Raw genomic sequence first — 21,385 nt, forward strand, 5'->3', positions numbered from 1 at the left:
CTATCGTAGAGTTCATGGATCTGGATTCGCTCGCAAGTGTTGTGTTGTGGGCGATAGTATTGATACTTATGTTCGGTCTTCAGCCGTGGAAAACGATGAGCGGCATGAGGAACGCGATGGAGCATCGTCCAGACCGGTATTCCGCATCATTGCATATCATCGATATGGATGATGGTATGCACTTCGGCGACAGGACACCAACTACCGCCGGGAAAGGGACGGCTATGCAGTCTGGGGCACAGGCAACCAAGCTCGATGATAAGCGGATCGAGCATGTGCGCGCGTTGCGTCGTGCCGCCATTCGTCGTCGTCAGATTCTCGTGGGTTCGCTGCTCGCCGTCGCCATCGTGGTGTTCGTTCTCGCCCTGCTGCTGCATTTCAGTCCGCTGTTCGCGTTGATTCCGGTTGTGCTTGATGTGATCGTGCTCGCTCTGGGTGTGCGCGCGTCCAAGCAGGCGCGCGAGTGGGAGCATAAGGTGGCCGCGGCCAAGCGTCGTGCCGCCAAGAAGAGCAAGGCGTCCGGCGCGGCGGCAAAGGGGGCTCGTAACCGTGGCACGGGTGCCGGTGCTGCCGCAGCGTCCGCTGCAGGCGAGCCCGACGCGCAGACCGCCACCGATGCGATGAGTGCGCAGGATATTCAGGCCGCGCTCGAGCGTGCCAAGGCGGAGAAGATCGCCGCCCTTCGTGCCCGTGAGCTGGAGCGTCGCGCGCGCGAGGCTGCCGCCCGTGCGCAGGCACAGTCCGTGATGCCGGATGACGATGAAGAAGATGTGGTTGAGGAGACGCCGTCTGCTGGTGTTTCGTCTGCCGGCGTTCCGGCTGCACAGTCCGCGCAGTCGCCGGCCACGATCGCTCCGCGCAGCCAGCGCCGCCATGAGACCGGCGAAACCCCGAAGGTCGCTCGCCAGCAGGCTGCAGGCGGTATGCGACCTGCAACGCACAAGCCCGTTTCGGCGCAGTCCCAGACCGCCGCGACCGCTGACGGTGCTGCCAAGCCCGTCGCCGCCAAGCCTGCGATCAAGGAGAAGCCGGCCGCCGAACCCGAGGACTTCACCAACGAACTCGAGCGGGTATCGCCGTCCCATGCGCTCGACGCATTCGAACTCGCCGCGAATCAGGATCTCATCTCCTTCTCGCTGGGTGCCCCGCGCCATGGCAAGCCGGTCAAGGCCGCCGAACCGCAGAGCCTCGAGATCAAGTCCACCAAGCAGGTGGCCCACGCCGAACCGGTGAAGGCCGCACCGGCCGCCGACGATAAGGCCAAGACCTCGTCAGATACGAAGCCCGCCGCTGTCGGATCCGATAAGGCTGGAATGACCTCGCGCTCCGATGCGAAGGCTGCCGCCGAGGAGCAGCGCTCCGGCCGGCCCGTGCAGGGTTCCTCCGCTCGTGCGCAGCGTGCCGCCCGTCCTGCAGCGAACGCCGCATCGAAGCAGACCGCCCCGGTCACGCCTTCCAGCATTCGCCCGGCATCCGTTCCCAAGGACGATGCCGTGTCCCGTCTGGTAGGCGACAAGAAGGTCGAGGAGGCTGCCGCCCGTCGTGCCGAGCGCAAGGCCGCCGTCGCCGCCCACGCTCCGGTCGCAGCCCCCAAGGAGACCGAGGAATCCCTCGGCGTAAACGTGGACGCCGTTCTGGCCCGTCGTCGCGGCTGATTTTCCCCCGGCCCCTCCCTGTGGAGGGGCTGAAGGTGCGAGCGGACTGAGGGCGTGTTCTCTTCTTTCTTATCTTTTACTCGTTACGCTTGCATCCTTGCTTTCGCCTCTTTGGGATGCTCCCCTCAGTCTGCCTACGGCAGCCAGCTCCCCTCAGCGAGGGGAGCCAATGCTGTAATACTTCGGCTCCCCTCGCCGCCGAGGGGAGCTGTCCGCGTAGCGGACTGAGGGGAGCGTTCCACTCCCTCACGCCCCCATCTACGTTCCATCTTTTCCGGCTCCCCTCGCCGCCGAGGGGAGCTGTCGGCGAAGCCGACTGAGGGGAGTGCTCCGCTCCTTCCCCGCCCCATCTACGCTTCCGGCAAACTCCTTTAGCACTCAAGTTGGCAGAGTGCTAATTTCGCGCTACCATAACGAATAGCGCAAAGGGACGTTCACCCGAGTGATCGTCAGCCTCTCGGCGGCGTTCTGGCGTGGGAATTGTTCGATTGCTCTTTGAAAGAGGAGGCCCACAGTGTCGATTGCACTCACACCGTTGGAAGACAAGATTGTCATCAAGCAGGCCGCTGCCGAAACCCAGACCGCTTCCGGTCTGTTCATTCCGGACAGCTCCAAGGAGAAGCCGCAGCAGGGCGAAGTCCTGGCCGTGGGCCCGGGCCGTCGCGACGACAAGGGCGAGCGCATCCCCGTCGATGTGAAGGTCGGCGACAAGGTCCTGTACTCCAAGTACGGCGGCACCGAGGTCAACTACGGCGGCGAGGACTACCTGATCGTCTCCGCTCGCGACGTGCTGGCCATCCTGAACTGATTTGATTCAGTCCGACGTCGGTCGTCATGACCGCGTCTTGCACACGTCAAGGCTCCCACCGAATCTTCGGTCGGGAGCCTTTTGCATATCCGGGCGCAATCCGCACTATCGTGCCGCACTATCGCGTCAAATTTGGGGCGTCAAATACCCGAAATCCGCTCTTTGGGGCGCCAACAGGACGAAAATCGCCTCATATTCGGGAAGTTGACGCCCCAAAGAGCAAAAACGGGTATTCCGCGTCACGTTATAGTGGGGAATGACAGACTTTTCGATGACGGGAGCCGATGATGGGGGATCAGCATCACGAAGATCGATATCAGAACAGATATCGTGACGCATACGACGACCGTGATCCGCATGACGGACATTCTGCATACGACGATTCGGCCTTATCCGACCCCGCCGGAATCCCGCAACGCATTATCGACGCGCTCGCCGGTGTGCTGTCCTGCTCGCGCGACGTGATCGAACTGACCGTGACCGTACTGTGCGCGGGCGGTCATCTGCTGCTCGAGGACGTGCCAGGCGTGGGTAAGACCACACTCGCCCGCGCACTCGGCCAGTGCGTCGGCGGCACCGTGCACCGCATCCAGTTCACGCCCGACATGATGCCGTCCGACCTGACCGGCGTGAACGTGTACGATCAGCGCACGCAGCGCTTTGAGTTCCACCCCGGACCGCTGTTCGCCGACATCGTCATCGCCGACGAGGTGAACCGCGCCAACCCCAAGACCCAGTCCGCCATGCTCGAGGCCATGGCCGAACGACAGATCAGCGTGGACGGCGTCACCCGCCAGCTGCCCGAACCGTATCTGGTGCTCGCCACGCAGAATCCGATCGAGCTCGAGGGCACGTATCCTCTACCCGAAGCGCAGCTTGACCGCTTCATGGCCCGCACATCGATCGGCTATCCCACGCACGACGCCGAACGCGCCATGCTGCTCGGCACGCATGCCGGCGAACCGCTGACCGATCTGCGTCCCGTGTGCTCCACGCTCGAGCTGGCCGACGTACTCGCCCGTGTGCGCGCTGTGCATGTGAGCGAGCCGGTGGCCGACTACATCGTGTCGATCGTGCGTGCCACCCGCGATCATCCCGACGTGCGATTCGGCGCCTCGCCGCGCGCCGGACTGAACCTGCTGGCCATGGCCCGCGCCCGCGCATACATCGACGGCCGTGATTTCGTCACGCCGAACGATGTCAAGACGTTGGCCGTCGTCGTGCTCGCGCATCGCCTCGTACCCCGTTCGATGACCGGATCGGTCGCATCCGCCGACCAGTGCGCACAGATCGTGGAATCGGTGCTGGAGTCGGTACCAGCGCCGAACGCCGGACGATCCGCCGCCTGGCAGTCCGGCCATTCGGCACGTTCCGCCCGATCGTCGCGGTCCCGATAGGCCCGGTGAACCGCCATGCCCGTCATCCCGCCAGTCCTGCGCCACCGCGATGCGCCGTACCGACACGGTATGGTGCGGCCGACCATGCGCCTGATCGTCATGCTGGCGCTCGCCGGCGTGGCGTTGTTCTTCGCGCTGGCGATCGACAGCGCCGCGCTCATGGCCTTCTCCATCGCCGTGCCCGTGCTGATGGCGGTGTCGCTGATGCTGGCGTTGTTGACGTGGATACTGATCCCGCACATTCAGGCTCCCCTCTCCGAGGGGAGCTGGCGCCGCAAGGCGACTGAGGGGAGTGATGGCTCAGGTGCTGCTCCCCTCAGTCTGCTGCGCAGACAGCTCCCCTCAGGGAGGGGAGCCAGAGGGATGGCGGCGGGATGGCTGATTCCGCGCGCGGTGCGTATTGAATATCAATGGTCGCAGCTGGATCAGCATGATCGGGTGATTCGTCGCATCCGTACCATCGACGAGCCGTCCGATCGGGGCCTGTACCACTTGGACGCCACGGCGATTACTTGGTTCGACGTATTTGGCCTGTGGAAGATCCGACGCCTGATTCGCGAGCGCGACGGTCGTGACGAACTGCGGAATCCGCCGGACTCGTCCCTTGCCGATGCCGTCGGCGCCCAACCGATGTCGTCGAGAACCGGCCGTCATGACGACGCCGACTCGGCCACGGTCCGGCGATACGAGTCCGGTGACCCGTGGCGCATGATCGCGTGGCGGGCGAGCGCGCACCGCGGCACGCTCATGACTCGCGAAGGCTCTCGCGACACGCGGTCCGACACGCTGATCGTGATCGACACGGCCACTACGCAAGACCTTGACGCATGCCTTGCCGCGGCGCTGCATCGATGCGTACGATTGCACGCGGCCGGCGTGCGTGTGGCCGTGACGGACGGCGAGACGGTATACTCGAACGCCGATGCCATCGAACGGTTTCTGACGGCTGCCCAGTCGGGTGATCATGACGTGACTGTCGAGGACCGTGCACGGTCCATCGCGGAGACGCTGAACCGCCTGACCGGATATGTTGCCGTACTGCTGACGCCGGAGTCGAATTCGGATATCCCCACGGTTGTGCACACGACGGTGGAAACCTCTGGGGATTCCCAAAATCCCAACGAATCCCGCAATACGAAGAACGCCGGTGAATCCTCGGGGTTGACGTTGGAGCAGGCGCTGAGAGCCGCGCTGCCGAAACGCCGTCTTTGCGTGGAGACGATGGCGGGGGAGCAGAATACGTGCGACGAGACGCGCAACAGAGCATCCGATGATGTGAGTGAGGCTGCCCGCGGCAACGCGAAGACTTCTGATGCGCAGCGTAAGTTGCGGGCGCAGTCTCTCCCTCAGTCATACGACCGCGTGACAGCGCCCTTATCGGAGGAAACGCCACACCAGTCTCCCTCTGATGGGGGCCGGCACGGCAGATCTGGGGAAGGGACTCCAACTCCCAGTACAGTGCAAATAGCCAACACGGCCTGCCCCAGCGCATCTCCCATCCCCGCACGAATCGTCCAAGCCTTCGCCATACCGGCGTTGCTGGCGCTCGCTGTATGGCAGTCCAGCGCGCTGTTCGAGGCGGGCTGGTGGACGTGGTTCGCCTACGCCGTGCTGCCGATCGTCGGTCTGGAAGCCGTAATCCCCGCCAAACGCCGGCGAACCATAGCCCTACTTGGCGTGGCCACCGGTATTCTCGCCGCGCTCGCCGGTGTCGTCCTCGCCGTGCTGCGCATCCGTCAATACGATCTGCAGTCCGCCGTACAAACTGCGTCCGCGTCCGCAAACGCATCAGCCACGTCCGGTGCCGCGGCATCGTCAATCCCAACGCCGTCAACCTCGTCAACGCTCGACACATTGCAGGGCATGAACGCCCAAAACCAGCCCGACGCGCTTCCCGCGGCGGAGAAAACCGGCTTCACCCATATTCTCGACGCGCTCGAATCCGGCGCCACCGAAATCTACGAACAGTACGTGCCGGTCGTCATCAGCGGATATGCCGACGCGCTGCTTATCATCGCGGTCGCCGCCATCGCGATCGTTCTACGTCTGCTGCTCGCCGCCCGTCCGCTGCGCAACATCTGCACGATCCTGCCGATCGTCATCACCGCCGTGGCCTACGCGTGGGCCGGGCAGGAACTCGCCCTGCCATGGATCGCCGCTTGTCTTGCGCTTGGCGGCATCCTGCTGTGGGCCACGCACGACCATCGCACACGCATGCGCCCGCCGACGCCGATCATCGCATCCGTGCTCGTCGCGGCCATCGCCGTGGGATTCACGCCCATGGCCGTCACCGCCGCCCAACGCGTGGATATTTCGTTGGGTGATGGCGGCGGCGTGTTCTCCAACGGCACGATCAACCCGATGATCGACCTCAAACGCGGCGTGAACCAGGCCGGCGCCACCACCGTGTTCACCTATACCGCCAACAAACGCCTGTACTTCCGTCTCGCCACGCTCGACGACTTCAACGGCGACACATGGTCGTTCTCCCAACGTCTCAGTGAACGCGGCGGATTCTACGGCGGCACGGCCGACGGTCAGACCGCATCCGAACCGGTCGACGGCAACACCAGCGGCAGCGGCCGTTCCGGCTCGTTCGGCAGCGGCGGATTCCAATACTCGTCCTATTCGCCCTACAACCGGTTCGGCTATGATACCCCGCTCGACCAGTATCTCGACATCCTCGGCGGTACCAAAACCGGCGGCCTGGAAAGCGCCGACTGGGAAGTCGACACCAAGGTGACCATCGACGCGCTCAACTCCCGCTTCCTGCCCGTGCCGTCCGGCTCCGTGGACACCAACCAGGTCACCTCATCCGGCGTCTGGCGTCGTGGCGGCGATTCGGCCTTCTACAGCACCAGCGAAGCCACCACGCCCGGCATGACCTACACCGCCAGCGGCACCTACATTCCGCCCATCCAATCGGCACAGGACTTCTCCACCATCGACGCACTCAACGCGGTGAAGGACAAGGCGAGCGAGGAGCGCACCTCACAGACCCTCCGCATTCGCATAGCCGACAACGATTCAGGCATCGTGACCGACACCAACGGCAAACGCATCGGACGGTTCACGCAGGCCGGGCTCAAACTCGACGACAGCGTGATCGACGAATACGATCTGCAAGGCCGCTCCTGGCTGATCGGCATCCCCGACGTCGTGCCCAACGACAGCGAAAGCACCGCCGGCATGACCGCGTACGAAGTGCGCGGCTACACCATCGAACTCAACCCCTCCGCATGGCTGATCCGTCTGATGAGCGGCATGTACGGCGCGCTCGGCGCGGGAATGGAAAATCCAGACGGCGAGTTCGCGTTCCTCGTGCCGCCCCTGCAGACTCTGATCAACAACGACGGCACGATCGGCGGCGGCAGCGTGACTCAGGATGTCGAAAACGGCGACGTTACGTCGCAGAGCACGTCCGACTCGGGCGAAGTCATCGACGAGCAGATCCCCAACGGCTACGACGAACTGCCGAACGCCCTGCCCAGCCAGGTGACGGCGATCGTCGACCAGGCCAAACGACAGGGCGTGCCGATCAACGGCTCCGGTGCCGAAAGCCAGATCGCATCCATGGAATATCTGGTCAATTACTTCACCAACAACGGATTCACCTACTCGCTCAACGCGCCCGATGGATCCGGCCGCAACAACATGCAGGTGATCGGCGACTTCCTCGACCGCAAAACCGGCTACTGTGCGCACTACGCGTCCGCGCTCGCCGTGCTCGGCCGGGCCATGGGCGTCAAAACCCGCATGGTGCTCGGCTACGCGCCAGGCGGCGGCGCCTCCACCGACGGTTCCTACACGGTGGCCAGCAACCAGCTGCACAGCTGGGTGGAGGCGTACATCAACGGACTCGGCTGGATCCCCTTCGACGTGACCCCGGCCAGCGGCGACGACACCAGCGCGACCGTCGCCGCCGGACAGTCCTCCGCCACGCAAAACGCCGGAAACTCCGCCAGTTCTCAGTCGCCCTCCACGGAATCCTCCGGCTCCTCGTCGGCCTCGCAAAGCCCGTCGAGCGCGCCGTCCACAAGCGGTGCGAACAGCGACGGTGCGAACAAGAGCGGCAAAGCCAACAACAGCGACGGCAGTGGCGCAGACGATAACAGTCACGGACTGTCGTCGATGTTCGCCACGTTCAGCTGGTCGGGATTCCTCGCCTCGCGGGCGGTCAGAGCGCTCGGTGTCCTGATGCTGCTGGCGTTGGCGTATGCGCTCGTCACGGCCGGCATGTGGCTGCGCGCGTGGCGCCGACGTCGACGACTGCGCGTGATCCGCGCCGGCGGGCCGGACATGTGGATCACGGCGTGGCGCGAACTGACCGATTCGGCATGGGATTGGTCAGTACGATGGTCGGCGAGCGCCACGGAACATGACATCGCCGAAACGATCATGCAATGGATGACCGGGTCGGCGGCAACCGCCGATCAGCCGGTGAACGTCACGGCCGAACCGGCAAGCCCCTTGACCGCATCGGTGGGAACCGAGGCCGCGCCAACAGGGGAGCGGTCCCCGAACGACGTCGCGATCATGCGTATCGCCGGTAACGCCGAATCCGAGGCCTATGGCAGTGCCGATCATTCACGTTCGACGTCGGCGGTGAACGCGGCGGTGAACGCGGCGGTGAACGCGGCGGACACCGAACCGGAGCAGGTCATCGTCATGATTGACGAACTCCGCACCGCATTGGCGAAATCCTGGGCCGGTCACGCCCGGTCATTGCCGCCTGCGATACGCGTCGTACGGTCGGTGTCGTTGCGGTTGATTCCGCGCTCGCTGTTCCGCCGATGACCGTTCATGATGAACGGAAACATCATGCGATCGGTTCCCGCACGGTGTGCAAACGATCATGCTGATGTCATGAACGACGATTTTGCCGCATTTTTTGATACGGCACCCTTCAATTTCCCAGATAACCCGTGCATAATGAGGGCGATCGTCGCGCCTGAAACGGCAAGGCGACCACTGACATGAATCAGCAAGGAGGTGTCATGTCACAGCAGACTCAGGGGGAGACGCCTGACGAATCACAGGGGAAGACGCGGGGATTCACTGCCAGTCAACGGCAGTTGCTGGAGAGCCTGGACGCCGTCAGCCACGTTGATGCGCGGGGGAATATCCATTACACGAAAGAATTTTCCAAACACGCGATCGAGGAATACAGCCGAGGAAAAGGACCCAAGCAGATCTTCGCCGAAGCCGGATTTCCCTTGGAAATCATGGGATACAAGCGGATAGAGCGGGCCATGTACCGATGGCGACACGCCTACGACACGCCGATTTGCGCACCTCGCAAAAATATGTTTATATAGCCGAGTTGCCGATCACGGAGGTCTTCCTCCGGGATGAGCAATGGCGGATTTCCCAAGCGGTCAAAGGGAGCTGACTGTAAATCAGCCGCTTCGTGCTTCAGTGGTTCGAATCCACTATCCGCCACGCCTCGATAGCTCAGTGGTAGAGCACTTCCTTGGTAAGGAAGAGGTCGTGAGTCCGATTCTCACTCGAGGCTCTCATGGCGGGGTAGCTCAGCTGGTTAGAGCGTACGACTCATAATCGTAAGGTCAAGAGTTCGAGTCTCTTCCTCGCTACAAAACGTCGGAGAAGCCGGCGATGACACTATTATATGAGGTGAATGATGGCAAAAAGCGCCGATATCCGTCCCGGCATCACGCTGGCCTGCACCGAGTGCAAAGAGCGTAACTACATTACGACCAAGAACCGTCGTAACACCCCGGACCGTCTTGAGCTGCAGAAGTTCTGCGCCCGTTGCGGCAAGAAGACCCTGCACCGCGAGACCCGCTAAGGTTTACGCTTAGGCAAGACTTCAAATCCCGATCACCATACGGTGGTCGGGATTTTTTGTATTTGCTTCGCTGATGACGGAGCCGCTGGCCAACAGTTGATGAGTACTCGGCATGGGCCTTGCTGGTGGCGTTCCCTCCCTCAGTCACGCTTTGCGTGACAGCTCCCTCCCTCGGAGGGAGCACGAGGATAAGGAGCGTGTGCTCCCTCCCGGGGAGGGAGCTGGCCGCCGCAGGCGGACTGAGGGAGGGCTTACCTGTTGATATGGTGGGCCATATGACTTCTCCTACTTTTGCGGATCTGACCACCATCGGCGTAGGCGGATCCATCGCACGTTTCATTGAACCCGACTCCCGCGTGGGCGTGATTGAGGCCGTCGAGGACGCGGACGATCGCGGCGTGCCGCTGTGCGTCATCGGCGGCGGCTCCAACATGCTGGTCAGCGATGAGCCGTTCATGGGATTCGTCGTCCGTGATGCGAGACGATCCATCGGTGTTCCCGACGAAGTTGCCCCTGTCGAAGGCGACGACCGCACCGTACACGTGAGCGCCGAGGCTGGTACGAACTGGGATGACCTCGTCGAATTCTGCGTGCGACTCGGTCTGGAAGGCGTAGAAGGACTGTCCGGCATTCCCGGAACCGTGGGCGCGTCCGTGGTGCAGAACATCGGCGCCTACGGCCAGGAGGTCGCCGACAGCGTGGATTCCGTAGAGGTGTGGGACCGTGAAACCAAGAAGGTCGTGGAACTCACACCCGCCGATCTGCATTTCGGATACCGCACGTCGGCGCTCAAGTCGAGCATGTACCAGGCGCCCGCAACGCCTGCCGACAAGTATTTCCCCACACCGCGATACGTGGTGCTGTCGGTCACGTTCGCGCTGCGTCACAGCGCCACCGGTGTGGTCAACGTCGGTCAGCTCGCCCGCGCGCTCGGCGTGGAGACCGGAACCCGCCTGGAAACGCAGGCCATTCGTGACGCCGTACTCGCCGTGCGTGCCGGCAAGGGCATGCTCGAGGATCCCAACCGTTACGCCTCGCCGTGGATGCGCGGCACCAAGGAGGACCGCACCATCGCGGCGGCCATGGATGCGCTCAAGGCCGTGAACGGGTCCACCGATCCCGACTACAACCGTCACAGCTGCGGCAGCTTCTTCATGAACCCCGTGCTCACCGCCGATGCGGCCGCCACCCTTCCCGAGGATGCTCCCCGATTCGCTGCGCCTCTGCCCGACGGCAGCGGCACGCAGGGAGTGAAGACCTCCGCTGCCTGGCTGATCGATCATGCCGGATTCCATAAGGGATTCGCCGTGCGCGAGGGCGCCGCCGCGTCGCTGTCCACCATGCACACGCTGGCGCTCACCAACCGTGGATCCGCCACCGCAGCCGACGTGGCCGAACTCGCCCGCACCGTGCAGAACGGCGTCGAATCCGCGTTTGGCGTGCGTCTGGTGCCCGAGCCCGTGGCCATCGGCATCGATCTGCGCTGAGTCGCACGCGACCGCTTTGACCATCGGTCGTTGATCGCGGACGTGGGTTTTCGGTCGTTGATCTTCGGCCGCTAACCATCATGAGGCCCGTCGGGAGGTGCTCCCGAGGGCTTCATGCTGTCTCTGGCGGTCTTCGCTTACCCTGCGAAACCGCTCCGGAACCGTTCCGAAAAACGATTGACGTCCCATATTGCGGACGTAACCGGCGCGTTGCCGGCAAATCCCCGCTCGTTTACTTGTTTTTTCACAATTCTTGTCTAATCTCTTCAAGGAACTACAACGGGAAGGCCTTGCAGCATCGCAGGTCCACTCCGGGAGAAGGACTATATGAATCTTTTACGAACCAAGACGGTCGAACAGACCCTCGCCGAAACCGATGAGGCCGACCGTAAACTCAAGCGCAATCTGAAATGGTGGGATCTGGCCATCATGGGCGTGGCCGTCGCCGTGGGCGCGGGCATCTTCTCCGTGGGCGCCCAGGCCGCCGCCTATCACGCCGGTCCCGCCGTGATCATCAGCTTCGTGATCGCCGGCATCGTGTGCGGTGCGGCCGTGATGTGCTACGCCGAATTCGCGTCGATGATCCCCGTGGCCGGATCCGCATACACGTTCACCTACACCACGGTCGGCGAGATCGTGGCATGGATCATCGGCTGGGATCTGATCCTGGAGATGCTCATGGCCGGCTCCGTGATCTCCAAATACTGGGGCGTGTATCTCAACGACTTCTTCCGTCTGATGGGATGGAATCTCAACACCAACATCCAGATCGGCTCGTTCGCGCTTGACGTGGCGCCGATCATCATCGTCGCGTTCTTCACCACGCTGCTCGTGTACGGCACCCGACTCGGCGCCCGCGTGGACGGTGCGATGACCGTGCTCAAGATCGGCATCGTGTTCTTCGTCGTCATCGTCGGCTTCTTCTACGTCAAGGCGTCCAACTTCACGCCGTTCATCCCGCCGGCCGAACCCGCGTCCTCCATTCAGACCGCCTCGTCCGAAGTGACCGGCATCTGGGCGCAACCGCTGTGGCAGTGGGCCACCGGCATGACCCCGTCCATCTACGGCATCCCGGGCATCCTGTCCGGTGCCGCGCTCGTGTTCTTCGCGTTCATCGGCTTCGACGTGGTGGCCACCGCCGCCGAGGAGACCGACAACCCGAAGAAGGCCGTGCCGCTGGGCATCGGCACCGGCATGCTGCTCATCATCATCATGTACGTGGCCGTGGCCGTCGTGACCACCGGCATGGTCTCCTACAAGGACCTCGCCAAGGCGCAGAGCCCGTCGCTCGCCACCGCATTCGAGCTGGTGGGCGCCAACTGGGCCGCCAAGATCATCAGCTTCGGCATCGTGCTGGGTCTGGCCACCGTGGTCATGGTGCTGCTGCTCGGCCTCACCCGCATCGTGTTCGCCATGAGCCGTGACGGTCTGCTGCCGCGCGGCCTGTCCAAGACCGGCGTGCACGGCACCCCGGCCGTGCTGCAGGTCGTCTGCGGTGTGATTGTGGCTCTGGTCGCCGCGTTCTTCGACATCGGTGTGCTGTCCGACATGGTGAACATCGGTACGCTGTCCGCGTTCACCCTGGTGGCCATCTCCATTCCGATCATGCGCAAGAAGCGCCCCGATCTCAAGCGTTCGTTCACCATGCCGGGCAACCCGTGGATTCCGATCCTCATCGGTCTGGCCAACCTGTGGCTCATGCTGAACCTCACCGTACTCACCTGGGTGCGTTTCGTGGTGTGGCTGATCGTCGGCTTCGCGATCTACTTCTCCTACGGATACCGCCACTCCCGTCTGGGCCTCGACCAGCTCAAGGGCGACATCCCCGCCGAGCTGCGCTAGCGCCTCCTGAAGGCTCTCCTCAGTCCACTACGCCGTCCCTGTTATGGGGGCGGCGTAAACTATATGTTCAGTATGTGAAACGCCGCGGGGATGTGCGGCGAGACTGAAGGAGGTCGACTATGCCTTATGTTGTTGCCCAGCCGTGCGTGGATGTGAAGGACAAGGCCTGCGTGGACGAATGCCCGGTGGACTGCATCTACGAGGGCCCGCGCACGCTCTACATCAACCCGAACGAGTGCGTGGACTGCGGCGCATGCGAGCCCGTGTGCCCCACCGAGGCCATCTTCTACGAGGATGATCTTCCCGAGGAGTGGGCCTGGTACAAGGACGCCGCAGTGGAATTCTTCGCCGAGGTGGGCGATCAGGGCGGAGCATCCGGCTTCGGCGAGATCGACCACGATCAGGCGCAGGTCGCCGCCCTGCCCCCGCAGAATCAGGACTGAGCGTCAACAGTACAGCGTCCTCGCAATACTCGGATACACACCGTACGATTCCGGCACGATACCTGTCCAGATCCCGCCAAAACGGGAGAACGGGCACGGTACGTGCCGGAATCTCTTATGATTACGCCCAATACGCATTCATTCGGAAACCCATGAACGGAGGCACCCCGTGGGATTCGCACCATTCAGCACGCCATACGACTGGTCCCGACTGTCCGCCGCCAAAGCCGTGGCCGCACAGCACCAGGACGGCATGATCGACCTGTCCATCGGTTCGCCGGTCGACGACGTGCCCGCCAGCGTCCGCACAGCGCTCGCCGACGCGGCCGATGCCCCGAACGCCTACGGATACCCCGTCACGCGCGGCACCAAACCGTTGCGCGAATCGATCACCCGCTGGTTCGCCAAGACCCGCGGCGTGGATCTGAACGCGCTCGGCGCCGGCATCTGCCCCACGGTCGGTTCCAAGGAGGGCGTCTCGCTCATGGCTTCGCTGCTTGGCCTCGGCAAGGGCGACGTGGTGGTGCAGCCGCGCATCTCCTACCCGACGTACGAGATCGGCACTCAGTTGGCCGGTGCGGAAACGCTGAAGACCGACGTCGCCGACGTGGAATCGTGGGCGCATGTGCCCGGCGTGAAGATGGTGTGGGTCAACTCGCCGTCCAACCCCACCGGCGAAGTGCTCACCGCGGCCCAGCTGCGTGCCATCGTCGAGGCGGCGCGACGCATCGGCGCGGTCGTGGTGTCCGACGAATGCTATGCGCTGATGGACTGGCGTGTGGTGAGTCCGGAACTGACCGCCACCGACTGCATTCTCGGCGACGACGTGTGCGGCGGCGATGCCGAGGGCCTGCTGTGCCTGTACTCGTTGAGCAAGCAGTCCAACATGGCCGGCTATCGTACCGCACTGATCGTGGGCGACAACGAGATCGTGGCGCCCATGCTGGAAACCCGCAAGCAGATCGGCCAGATCATCCCAGGGCCGAGCCAGGCCGCCATGGCCGCAGGACTCGACGATCTGGACGCCGTACTCGACCAGCGTGCGCGCTACCGCGAACGTCTGGAACTGCTCGTGCAGGGGCTGCGCACGGCCGGATACGAGGCCGTGATGCCCGAAGGTGCGCTCTACGTGTGGGTGAAGGCCATCAGCGGCGACTGCTGGACCGACATCGACGCGCTCGCCAAGCTTGGCATCATCGTCAGCCCCGGCGAGTTCTACGGGGACAAGGCGTATCTGCGCGTATCCGCCACCGCAACCGACGCCGCGGTCAACGCCGCCGTCGAACGTCTTGCCCACGCCTCTCCCGCCGCCTGACCTCAGCGTGCCCCCGCCCGAACCCCAGCGTGCTCCCTCCAAGGGAGGGAGCTGTCCGCCATCGGCGGACTGAGGGAGGGCTCCCCAAGCAAAAAGCTCCCATAACCCATTCCATCCCCACATACAGAAACGCGCCCCGTCGGCAATCCACCAACGGGGCGCGTTCCACAAAGGAGAAAATCAGGGAGGAAGGGATACGGGGGAGGGGAGCAGTGACGGGCGAACGTCACCACTCCGTCAATCAATCAGAAATCAATCAGACAATCGAACGACGATCGATCAGAGGTTGGCGACGATGGCCTTGGCCAGCTCGTCATACTCGGCATCGGTCAGATGCACACGGTCGGGGTTCATGGCAAAGGTGCCGCCCCACTCGAACTCGTCGTCCTTGTACTTCGGCACCAGATGGAAGTGCAGATGATGACCGGTGTCGCCGTATGCGCCATAGTTCACTTTGTCCGGGTGGAACGTGGCGTGCAGGGCCTTGGCCACGCGGTCCACGTCGTCGAAGAAGGCGTTGCGGTCGGCCTCGCTCAGTTCCACGATCTCGGAGACGTGATGCTTGGACGCCACGATCACGCGGCCCTTGTGGCTCTGCTCCTTGAACAGCACCAGCTTGCTGGCCGGCAGTTCGTAGATCTTGATTCCGAAGGCATCGAGGGCAGCGCCCTCATCGCAGTATGCACAAGCTTCGTTGCTCATTGAAGTTCCTTTCATAAGGTGCGATCTCGTCATGGAGACGCTGATTTCAGCATAGAAAATGCCATGTCCGTCATCATGTTCGTTGCCATGAGTTGCAACATTGTCAACAAAAGTCAAAAAAAGAGGCAAATGCTGGCAACAAAAGAAAGTGATCTGGCTCACGCTTCCTATCGTGTGAAGTGTTCAAAGGTTTGCATGGACGCAGACCTTACGGAAAGACGGAATACCACGATCACAGTCACACAGTGGCGGCCTGTGCCGTAGTGTGCGCGGTGGTCGAAAGGACCGAAGGAGGTTACGAGACCATGGCTTTCATGGATGATGACTACCTGCTGACCACGGATCTGGCCAAGGAGCTGTTCCACGGTTACGCGGAGAGCATGCCGATCGTGGACTACCACTGCCATCTGCATCCGGAGGAGATCTACAAGGATCCGAACTTCAAGGACATCGTCGAGGCGTGGCTCACCGACGGCAACAACTACGGCGACCATTACAAGTGGCGTCTGGAGCGTGCCAACGGCGTGCCGGAGGAGCTCATCACCGGCAACGGCGATCCGTGGGACAAGTTCTATGCCTACGCGCAGACCATGGAGAAGGCCATCGGTTCCCCGGTCTACATGTGGACCCATCAGGAGCTGCGCCGCTACTTCGGCATCACCGACGAACTGAACACCAAGACCGCCAAGGCGATCTACGAGAAGACCAACGAAATGCTGGCCACCCCGGAGTTCTCCCGTCGTTCGCTGCTGCGTCGCATGAACCTCGACACCATCTGCACCACCGATGATCCGGTCGATTCCCTCGAGTACCACATCGCGTTCGAGAAGGATGGCGGCGACACCTTCAAGATGATCCCGGCCATGCGCCCGGACAAGGCCCTGAACCCGGACAAGCCCGGCTTCTCCGAGTGGGTCGATCAGCTCGAGCAGGTCACCGGCGACACCGTCAACTCCTTCGACGACATGATGGCCGCCATCAACAAGCGCGTCGACTTCTTCCACGAGCACGGCTCCCGCCTGTCCGATCACGCTGCCGACCTGATGCTGTATGCGCCGTCCACCGCGGCCGAGCGCGACGCGATCCTCGCTAAGGCCCGCGCCGGCGAGCCGCTGACCCTCGAAGAGGTCACCAAGTACCGCACCCAGCTGTTCCTGGACCTCATGAAGATCTACCACGCCCACGGCTGGACCATGCAGCTGCACATCCACGCCATGCGCAACATCAACGAGCGCGAGTTCGGCATCCACGGCGCCGACACCGGCTACGATTCGATCAACGATCGTTCCATCGCCGAGCCGCTGGCCGCCCTGCTCAACGAGGCCGCCAAGACCGACTCCATCCCGAAGATGCTCATCTACTCGCTCAACCCGAACGACTACCTGGCCATCACCACCATCATGGGATGCTTCCAGGGCGGCATGAAGCAGCGCATGGCCCTGGGCAACGCCTGGTGGTTCAACGACACCCGCACCGGCATCCGCAAGCAGATCCAGACCATGGCCGAGGGTTCCCTGCTGGGCAACTTCGTGGGCATGACCACGGACTCCCGCTCGTTCCTGAGCTTCCCGCGCCACGAGTTCTTCCGCCGCATTCTGTGCGAGCAGCTGGGCGAGTGGGCCTCCCGCGGCGAGATCCCGTCGGATCTCGACACCCTGGCTCCGCTGGTGCAGGACGTCTCCTACAACAACGCCAAGGAGCTCTTCGCCTGATCCACCTGAATCGACGTTCGCGCCGATTCGAGAAATCAAGAGAGAACGATCGTTCCGACGGCACGTGTCGATGCGCTTCCGATCGCGTCGATACGGCCGTCGGCCGGTTTCATAACTGAATATCGCAAAACTGAAGAAGAAAAGGAAGGACCGCAACGACATCGTCGCCGTTGCGGGTTGTTATCAAAAGGTGAAAATACGATGACTAGTGCAGTACAGGAAAAGGCCGAAGCGATTAACGGCCAGAAGAAGCTGAGCTGGCGAGAGAAGATCGGCTACGGCTTCGGCGATCTCGGCAACGGCTTCATGTTCGATCTGGGACAGGCCTACCTGACCAAGTTCTACACCGACGTCGCGCTGATCAACCCCGGCATGGTCGCCACGATCATGGCCACGACCAAGATCTACGACGCCTTCATGGACCCGATCGCCGGTGCGTTCGTCGACAGCCGTAAGATCGGCAAGCACGGCAAGTTCCGTCCGGTCATGATGGTCGGCGCCATCGTGCTGTCCATCCTGACGATCATCACGTTCACCATGCCCGACTTCCCGATGTGGGGACGCATCGCCTACGCGTTCGTCACCTACATGGCCTGGGGCACCTGCTATTCGTTTACCAACCTGCCGTACGTGGGTCTCGCGAACGTCATGACCCGTGACGTCGACGAACGTGCGCAGCTGGCCACCACCCGTCAGGCCGGTTCGCTGGGCGCCCAGTGGATCACCGGCGTGGCCTTCATCCCGATCATCCTGCTGTTCTCCGATTCCAACGGCAAGGTCACCACGTTCCATGGCTATGCCGTGGCGGCCACGATCATGGCCCTGCTCGGCGTCTGCTGCTTCGCCGTCACCTTCTTCAGCTGCAAGGAGCACATCCAGGTTAACCGTGAGAAGACCGGCGACAAGGAGAAGGAAGGCGTCGGCGCTTACATCAAGGTGGTCTTTACCAATAAGCCGCTGCTCGCCATCATTCTGATGACCCTGTTCACCATCTCCGCCATGAACACCAACAACGCCATGATGCTGTACTTCGCCGAGTACAATCTGGGCAACATGGGTCTGCAGCCGGTGATCAACGCCATCCAGATGGGCTGCTCCATCGTGGCCATCCTCTCCATCCCGTTCCTGGTCAAGAAGTTCGGTAAGAAGCAGGTCGCCGTGGTCTGCTTCGTCGTGGGCGCCGTCGCCAACCTGATCAACTACTTCCTGCCGACCAACCTCGTCACCTTCATCATCTTCGTGACCATCGGCTACGTGTGCCTCGCCATCCCGAACGGCATCACCTGGGCCTTCGTCAACGACGTGATCGACTACGGCGAGTGGCACACCGGCATCCGTAAGGAAGGCATCACCGTCGCCGCATTCAACTTCTCCCGTAAGCTCGCTCAGTCCCTGGCCGCCGTCATCACCGCCGGCATCCTGGGCATCACCGGCTACGTCGCCAACCAGGTGCAGTCTCAGGCCACCCTGAACGGCATCAAGGGCGCAATGACCCTGTACCCGGCCGTGGCTCTGTTCGCCGCCATGCTGATCATCTTCTTCCTCTACGGTCTGACCGACGACAAGTACCGCAAGATCGCCGATGATCTGAACAACGGCAAGTGGGAGAAGGGCAACCTCTGATCCGATTTGATCTTCGGATCCGACTCCGGTTTGCTTCCGTCAGGTCGCTGACCTGACCCCAATAACCGCATATCCTCTAGGCCTCTGGTCCATGCGCTGCCTCCCGGCGCTGGGCCAGAGGCCTTTTTGCGTGTGTTCCCTCCCTCTGTCACGACATGCGTCGTGACATCTCCCTCCCCAGGAGGGAGAACGCCGAAATCCCCTTTGTATGTGCTCCCTCCGTGGGAGGGAGCTGTCCGGCAACGCCGGACTGAGGGAGGGATCCAGCACCGTCAGCGCTCACTCTGACCTTCTCGCTCACTCCTCCCCAGTCCGGTGCGTCCCCCGCGGTCTGCGCAATCCCAACCGCACCGCATCGCTGCCATACCGCTGACGAATCGAATCCAACGCCTTTTCCGCCTGACTCATCCGCACGGCATTCACGCTTTTGATCGTCGCGTTCGTCATATGATCGCGGACGTCGTCGGCATTGTCGCTGGCGTTGCCGCCGCTCCGTCCGTGTTTGCCGGCCATGCCGGTATGTCCGCCATCATCGCTGCCGCCATGCCTTCTCGTACTCTCGGCAACACGTGTCGTTCGTCCACCCGCCGAATCCGGGTTCCTATCGGCATCCTCCTCCGCCAGCAGATCGTCGAAACTCGCCTGCACCGGCGTCGTCGCCGTATCGGCAAGTCCGGAAACGCTCACCCCGGCAAGTCGCACCGGTCGGGGGAGATGCCGTCCGTCATCGGACGCCGAGCCCTCCGGCATGCCCAACATGCGTTCCAGCAGTCGCACACTCTCCGGATAGATCGCGCTCGCCGTGGTCACCGGGGTCTCCACGGTATGCGACTTGGTCGAATATGACAGATCAGCGAACCGTAGTTTTACGGTGATCGTACGTGCCATGAGCCGCTTGCCCCGCAACGTGGACGCCACGCGATCGGCACCCCACAGCAGCAGACTCGTCACCTCGCCGGCGGTGACGGCATCCCGATCGAAGGTGCGTTCCGCGCCGATGGACTTTTCCGGGGAGACCGGCGTCACCGCACGCTCGTCAAGTCCTCGGGCCGCCAGATACAGCGAATGGGCGTGCGTGGCGGAACCGCAGGCTTGCGCGATCTCCGTCTCGCTGAGTTCGGCCAGCTGTGCGACCGTGGTCACGCCCCAATGCTCAAGCCGCCTGCCGAGCGCCGGGCCCACGCCGGGAATCGATCGCAATGGCAGCAGCTGTACGAATTCGGCCTGACGCGCTACCGGGATCAGCAGCATGCCGTTGGGCTTGGCGTTGGTGGACGCCAGCTTGGCCACGAGCTTGTTCGACGCCACGCCCACCGAACAGGTGAGTCCGAAGTTGCGGGCCACTTCGGAGCGCAGCCATGCGCCGATCGCCGTGGGACGCTCCCAACGACGCAGCGCCCCCGACACGTCCATATAGCATTCGTCCACCGACACGCGTTCGATGCGATCGGTCACCTGGCCGAACAGTGCGAACACACGTCGGGAGATCTCCCGGTAATACGCCATATCTACGGGCAGAAAAACGCCTTGTGGGCACAGTCGTCGTGCCGTGGCCGTGGGCATGGCCGAGTTCACGCCGAACGGTCGTGCCTCGTAGCTGGCCGCCGACACCACCGATCGGGGACCGGTGCCGATGATCACCGGTTTGCCTTTGAGCTCGGGGTGTCGAGCGATCTCGCAGGAGGCGAAGAAGGCGTCCATGTCGATGTGCAGCGTGGTGCAGCCCGTCTCGTCATGACCCCAGTCTCGTTTGGCGGCGGCAAGACGTGGCGAAGTACTCATGACTCCATGGTAGCGAGCGCGTGTGGGACTGGCGGAGTGCGGGACGGAGCCGCTTGGGACGGAATTTGGGGCGCGAAAATCCCGAATCCTGCTCTTTGGGGCGTCAAATTCCCGAAAATCGGCGCAAAAACGGGATGTTGACGCCCCAAAGAGCAGATGTTCCCGCATAGTGGGATATATTCGCCGTCTGATCTTGCTGTGTGGACGTGTCCGGGCGTAGGAAGCCGTGTTTCCTGCTTTCACAGCGTCAAACACCCGAAAACCCCTATGAAGAACGGGTGTTTGGCGCTGTGAAGAGCAGATGATCTCGCATCCCGAGATGGATTCGCCGTTCGATTCCGGCATGTGGATTGCGCATGGTAAGGCGCGTTGTGATGGAGGATGGGTGAGTTCGTGGAAACAAGATTCAGCAAAGCGAGGAAGTCCTCCGTTGGCTCCGAATCGTTCCCCTATTTGTTCCCCTATTTGTTCCCCCTATTTTGTCACCGCTCCGGTGCTGACGGCGCCAAAAGCGCATCGGTAGTGCCGATGGAGGAAAGCCTTGGAGCTATTGGTATTCCCGGGAAAAACAAAAGGCTCCCGGAATTGCTTCCGGGAGCCGCCTGCGGAGTGAGGGGGATTCGAACCCCCGAACCGCTTGCGCAGTTAACACCTTAGCAGGGTGCCCCTTTCGGCCGCTCAGGCATCACTCCGTTGCGCCGCTTGAGCGCAACAGATCAATACTGTACCACCACTTGTGGATTTTGCGCAATTTGGCATGTTTGTGGTGTTGTCATGTCGGAATCGTCCCGTGTCGAACCGGGCGGATGT

Annotated in this window: 14 protein-coding genes and 4 tRNA genes; 15 read left to right on the plus strand and 3 right to left on the minus strand. The window is 62.6% G+C overall.

All coding sequences use genetic code 11. The annotated features are described in order from the left end of the window. Positions 1-224: 224 nt before the first annotated feature. The 13 genes from D2E23_RS07580 (at position 225) to dapC (ending at position 14,756) form a co-directional block, all read left to right on the plus strand. The gene (locus D2E23_RS07580) at positions 225-1,655 is read left to right on the plus strand and encodes a hypothetical protein (RefSeq protein WP_126030350.1); all 1,431 of its coding nucleotides are present in this window, start codon (positions 225-227) and stop codon (positions 1,653-1,655) included. Between the two features lie 514 nt (positions 1,656-2,169). Continuing rightward, positions 2,170-2,463: a co-chaperone GroES gene (gene groES, locus D2E23_RS07585; RefSeq protein ID WP_093959701.1), complete on the plus strand. Its 294-nt coding sequence runs from the start codon at positions 2,170-2,172 to the stop codon at positions 2,461-2,463. A 284-nt stretch (positions 2,464-2,747) separates the two neighbouring features. Beyond that, complete coding sequence (locus D2E23_RS07590; RefSeq protein ID WP_206432021.1) at positions 2,748-3,860, plus strand: AAA family ATPase; 1,113 nt, start codon at positions 2,748-2,750, stop codon at positions 3,858-3,860. A gap of 84 nt (positions 3,861-3,944) precedes the next feature. Continuing rightward, complete coding sequence (locus D2E23_RS07595) at positions 3,945-8,657, plus strand: transglutaminaseTgpA domain-containing protein (protein WP_164520735.1); 4,713 nt, start codon at positions 3,945-3,947, stop codon at positions 8,655-8,657. A gap of 200 nt (positions 8,658-8,857) precedes the next feature. Then, positions 8,858-9,178 carry a hypothetical protein gene (locus D2E23_RS07600; RefSeq protein WP_126030352.1) on the plus strand — a complete coding sequence of 107 codons (321 nt, stop codon included), beginning with the start codon at positions 8,858-8,860 and terminating at the stop codon, positions 9,176-9,178. A gap of 42 nt (positions 9,179-9,220) precedes the next feature. Next, positions 9,221-9,302, plus strand: a tRNA-Tyr gene (locus D2E23_RS07605). A gap of 1 nt (position 9,303) precedes the next feature. Continuing rightward, positions 9,304-9,375, plus strand: a tRNA-Thr gene (locus D2E23_RS07610). 5 nt (positions 9,376-9,380) lie between these two features. Further along, positions 9,381-9,454 (plus strand) — tRNA-Met (locus D2E23_RS07615). Between the two features lie 44 nt (positions 9,455-9,498). Beyond that, positions 9,499-9,669 carry a 50S ribosomal protein L33 gene (rpmG, locus tag D2E23_RS07620; protein ID WP_093959697.1) on the plus strand — a complete coding sequence of 57 codons (171 nt, stop codon included), beginning with the start codon at positions 9,499-9,501 and terminating at the stop codon, positions 9,667-9,669. A 275-nt stretch (positions 9,670-9,944) separates the two neighbouring features. Then, the gene (locus D2E23_RS07625; protein ID WP_126030353.1) at positions 9,945-11,156 is read left to right on the plus strand and encodes a UDP-N-acetylmuramate dehydrogenase; all 1,212 of its coding nucleotides are present in this window, start codon (positions 9,945-9,947) and stop codon (positions 11,154-11,156) included. Positions 11,157-11,483: 327 nt separating this feature from the next. Then, complete coding sequence (locus D2E23_RS07630) at positions 11,484-12,998, plus strand: amino acid permease (protein ID WP_126030354.1); 1,515 nt, start codon at positions 11,484-11,486, stop codon at positions 12,996-12,998. 119 nt (positions 12,999-13,117) lie between these two features. Beyond that, positions 13,118-13,441: a ferredoxin gene (gene fdxA / locus D2E23_RS07635; RefSeq protein ID WP_093959694.1), complete on the plus strand. Its 324-nt coding sequence runs from the start codon at positions 13,118-13,120 to the stop codon at positions 13,439-13,441. A gap of 169 nt (positions 13,442-13,610) precedes the next feature. Continuing rightward, positions 13,611-14,756 carry a succinyldiaminopimelate transaminase gene (gene dapC, locus D2E23_RS07640; protein ID WP_126030355.1) on the plus strand — a complete coding sequence of 382 codons (1,146 nt, stop codon included), beginning with the start codon at positions 13,611-13,613 and terminating at the stop codon, positions 14,754-14,756. Between the two features lie 279 nt (positions 14,757-15,035). Here the strand turns inward: dapC and D2E23_RS07645 are convergent, their stop codons facing one another. Continuing rightward, positions 15,036-15,458, minus strand: coding sequence for an HIT family protein (locus D2E23_RS07645; protein ID WP_126030356.1), 423 nt, complete (start codon positions 15,456-15,458; stop codon positions 15,036-15,038). A gap of 305 nt (positions 15,459-15,763) precedes the next feature. On the opposite strand from D2E23_RS07645, the gene uxaC reads away from it, so the two are divergent. Both uxaC and D2E23_RS07655 read left to right on the plus strand, forming a co-directional pair. Continuing rightward, positions 15,764-17,170, plus strand: coding sequence for a glucuronate isomerase (gene uxaC / locus D2E23_RS07650; protein ID WP_126030357.1), 1,407 nt, complete (start codon positions 15,764-15,766; stop codon positions 17,168-17,170). 201 nt (positions 17,171-17,371) lie between these two features. Further along, on the plus strand, positions 17,372-18,793 hold the full coding sequence (locus D2E23_RS07655; protein WP_126030358.1) for a glycoside-pentoside-hexuronide (GPH):cation symporter: 1,422 nt from the start codon (positions 17,372-17,374) through the stop codon (positions 18,791-18,793). Between the two features lie 297 nt (positions 18,794-19,090). On the opposite strand, the gene dinB is transcribed toward D2E23_RS07655, so the two are convergent. Next, a complete protein-coding gene (gene dinB / locus D2E23_RS07660) occupies positions 19,091-20,575 on the minus strand; it encodes a DNA polymerase IV (RefSeq protein WP_126030359.1) in 1,485 nt (494 codons plus the stop codon). Between the two features lie 605 nt (positions 20,576-21,180). After that, positions 21,181-21,267, minus strand: a tRNA-Ser gene (locus tag D2E23_RS07665). Between the last annotated feature and the right edge of the window lie 118 nt (positions 21,268-21,385).

This window comes from Bifidobacterium callimiconis (assembly GCF_003952005.1).
GTDB lineage: Bacteria > Actinomycetota > Actinomycetes > Actinomycetales > Bifidobacteriaceae > Galliscardovia > Galliscardovia callimiconis.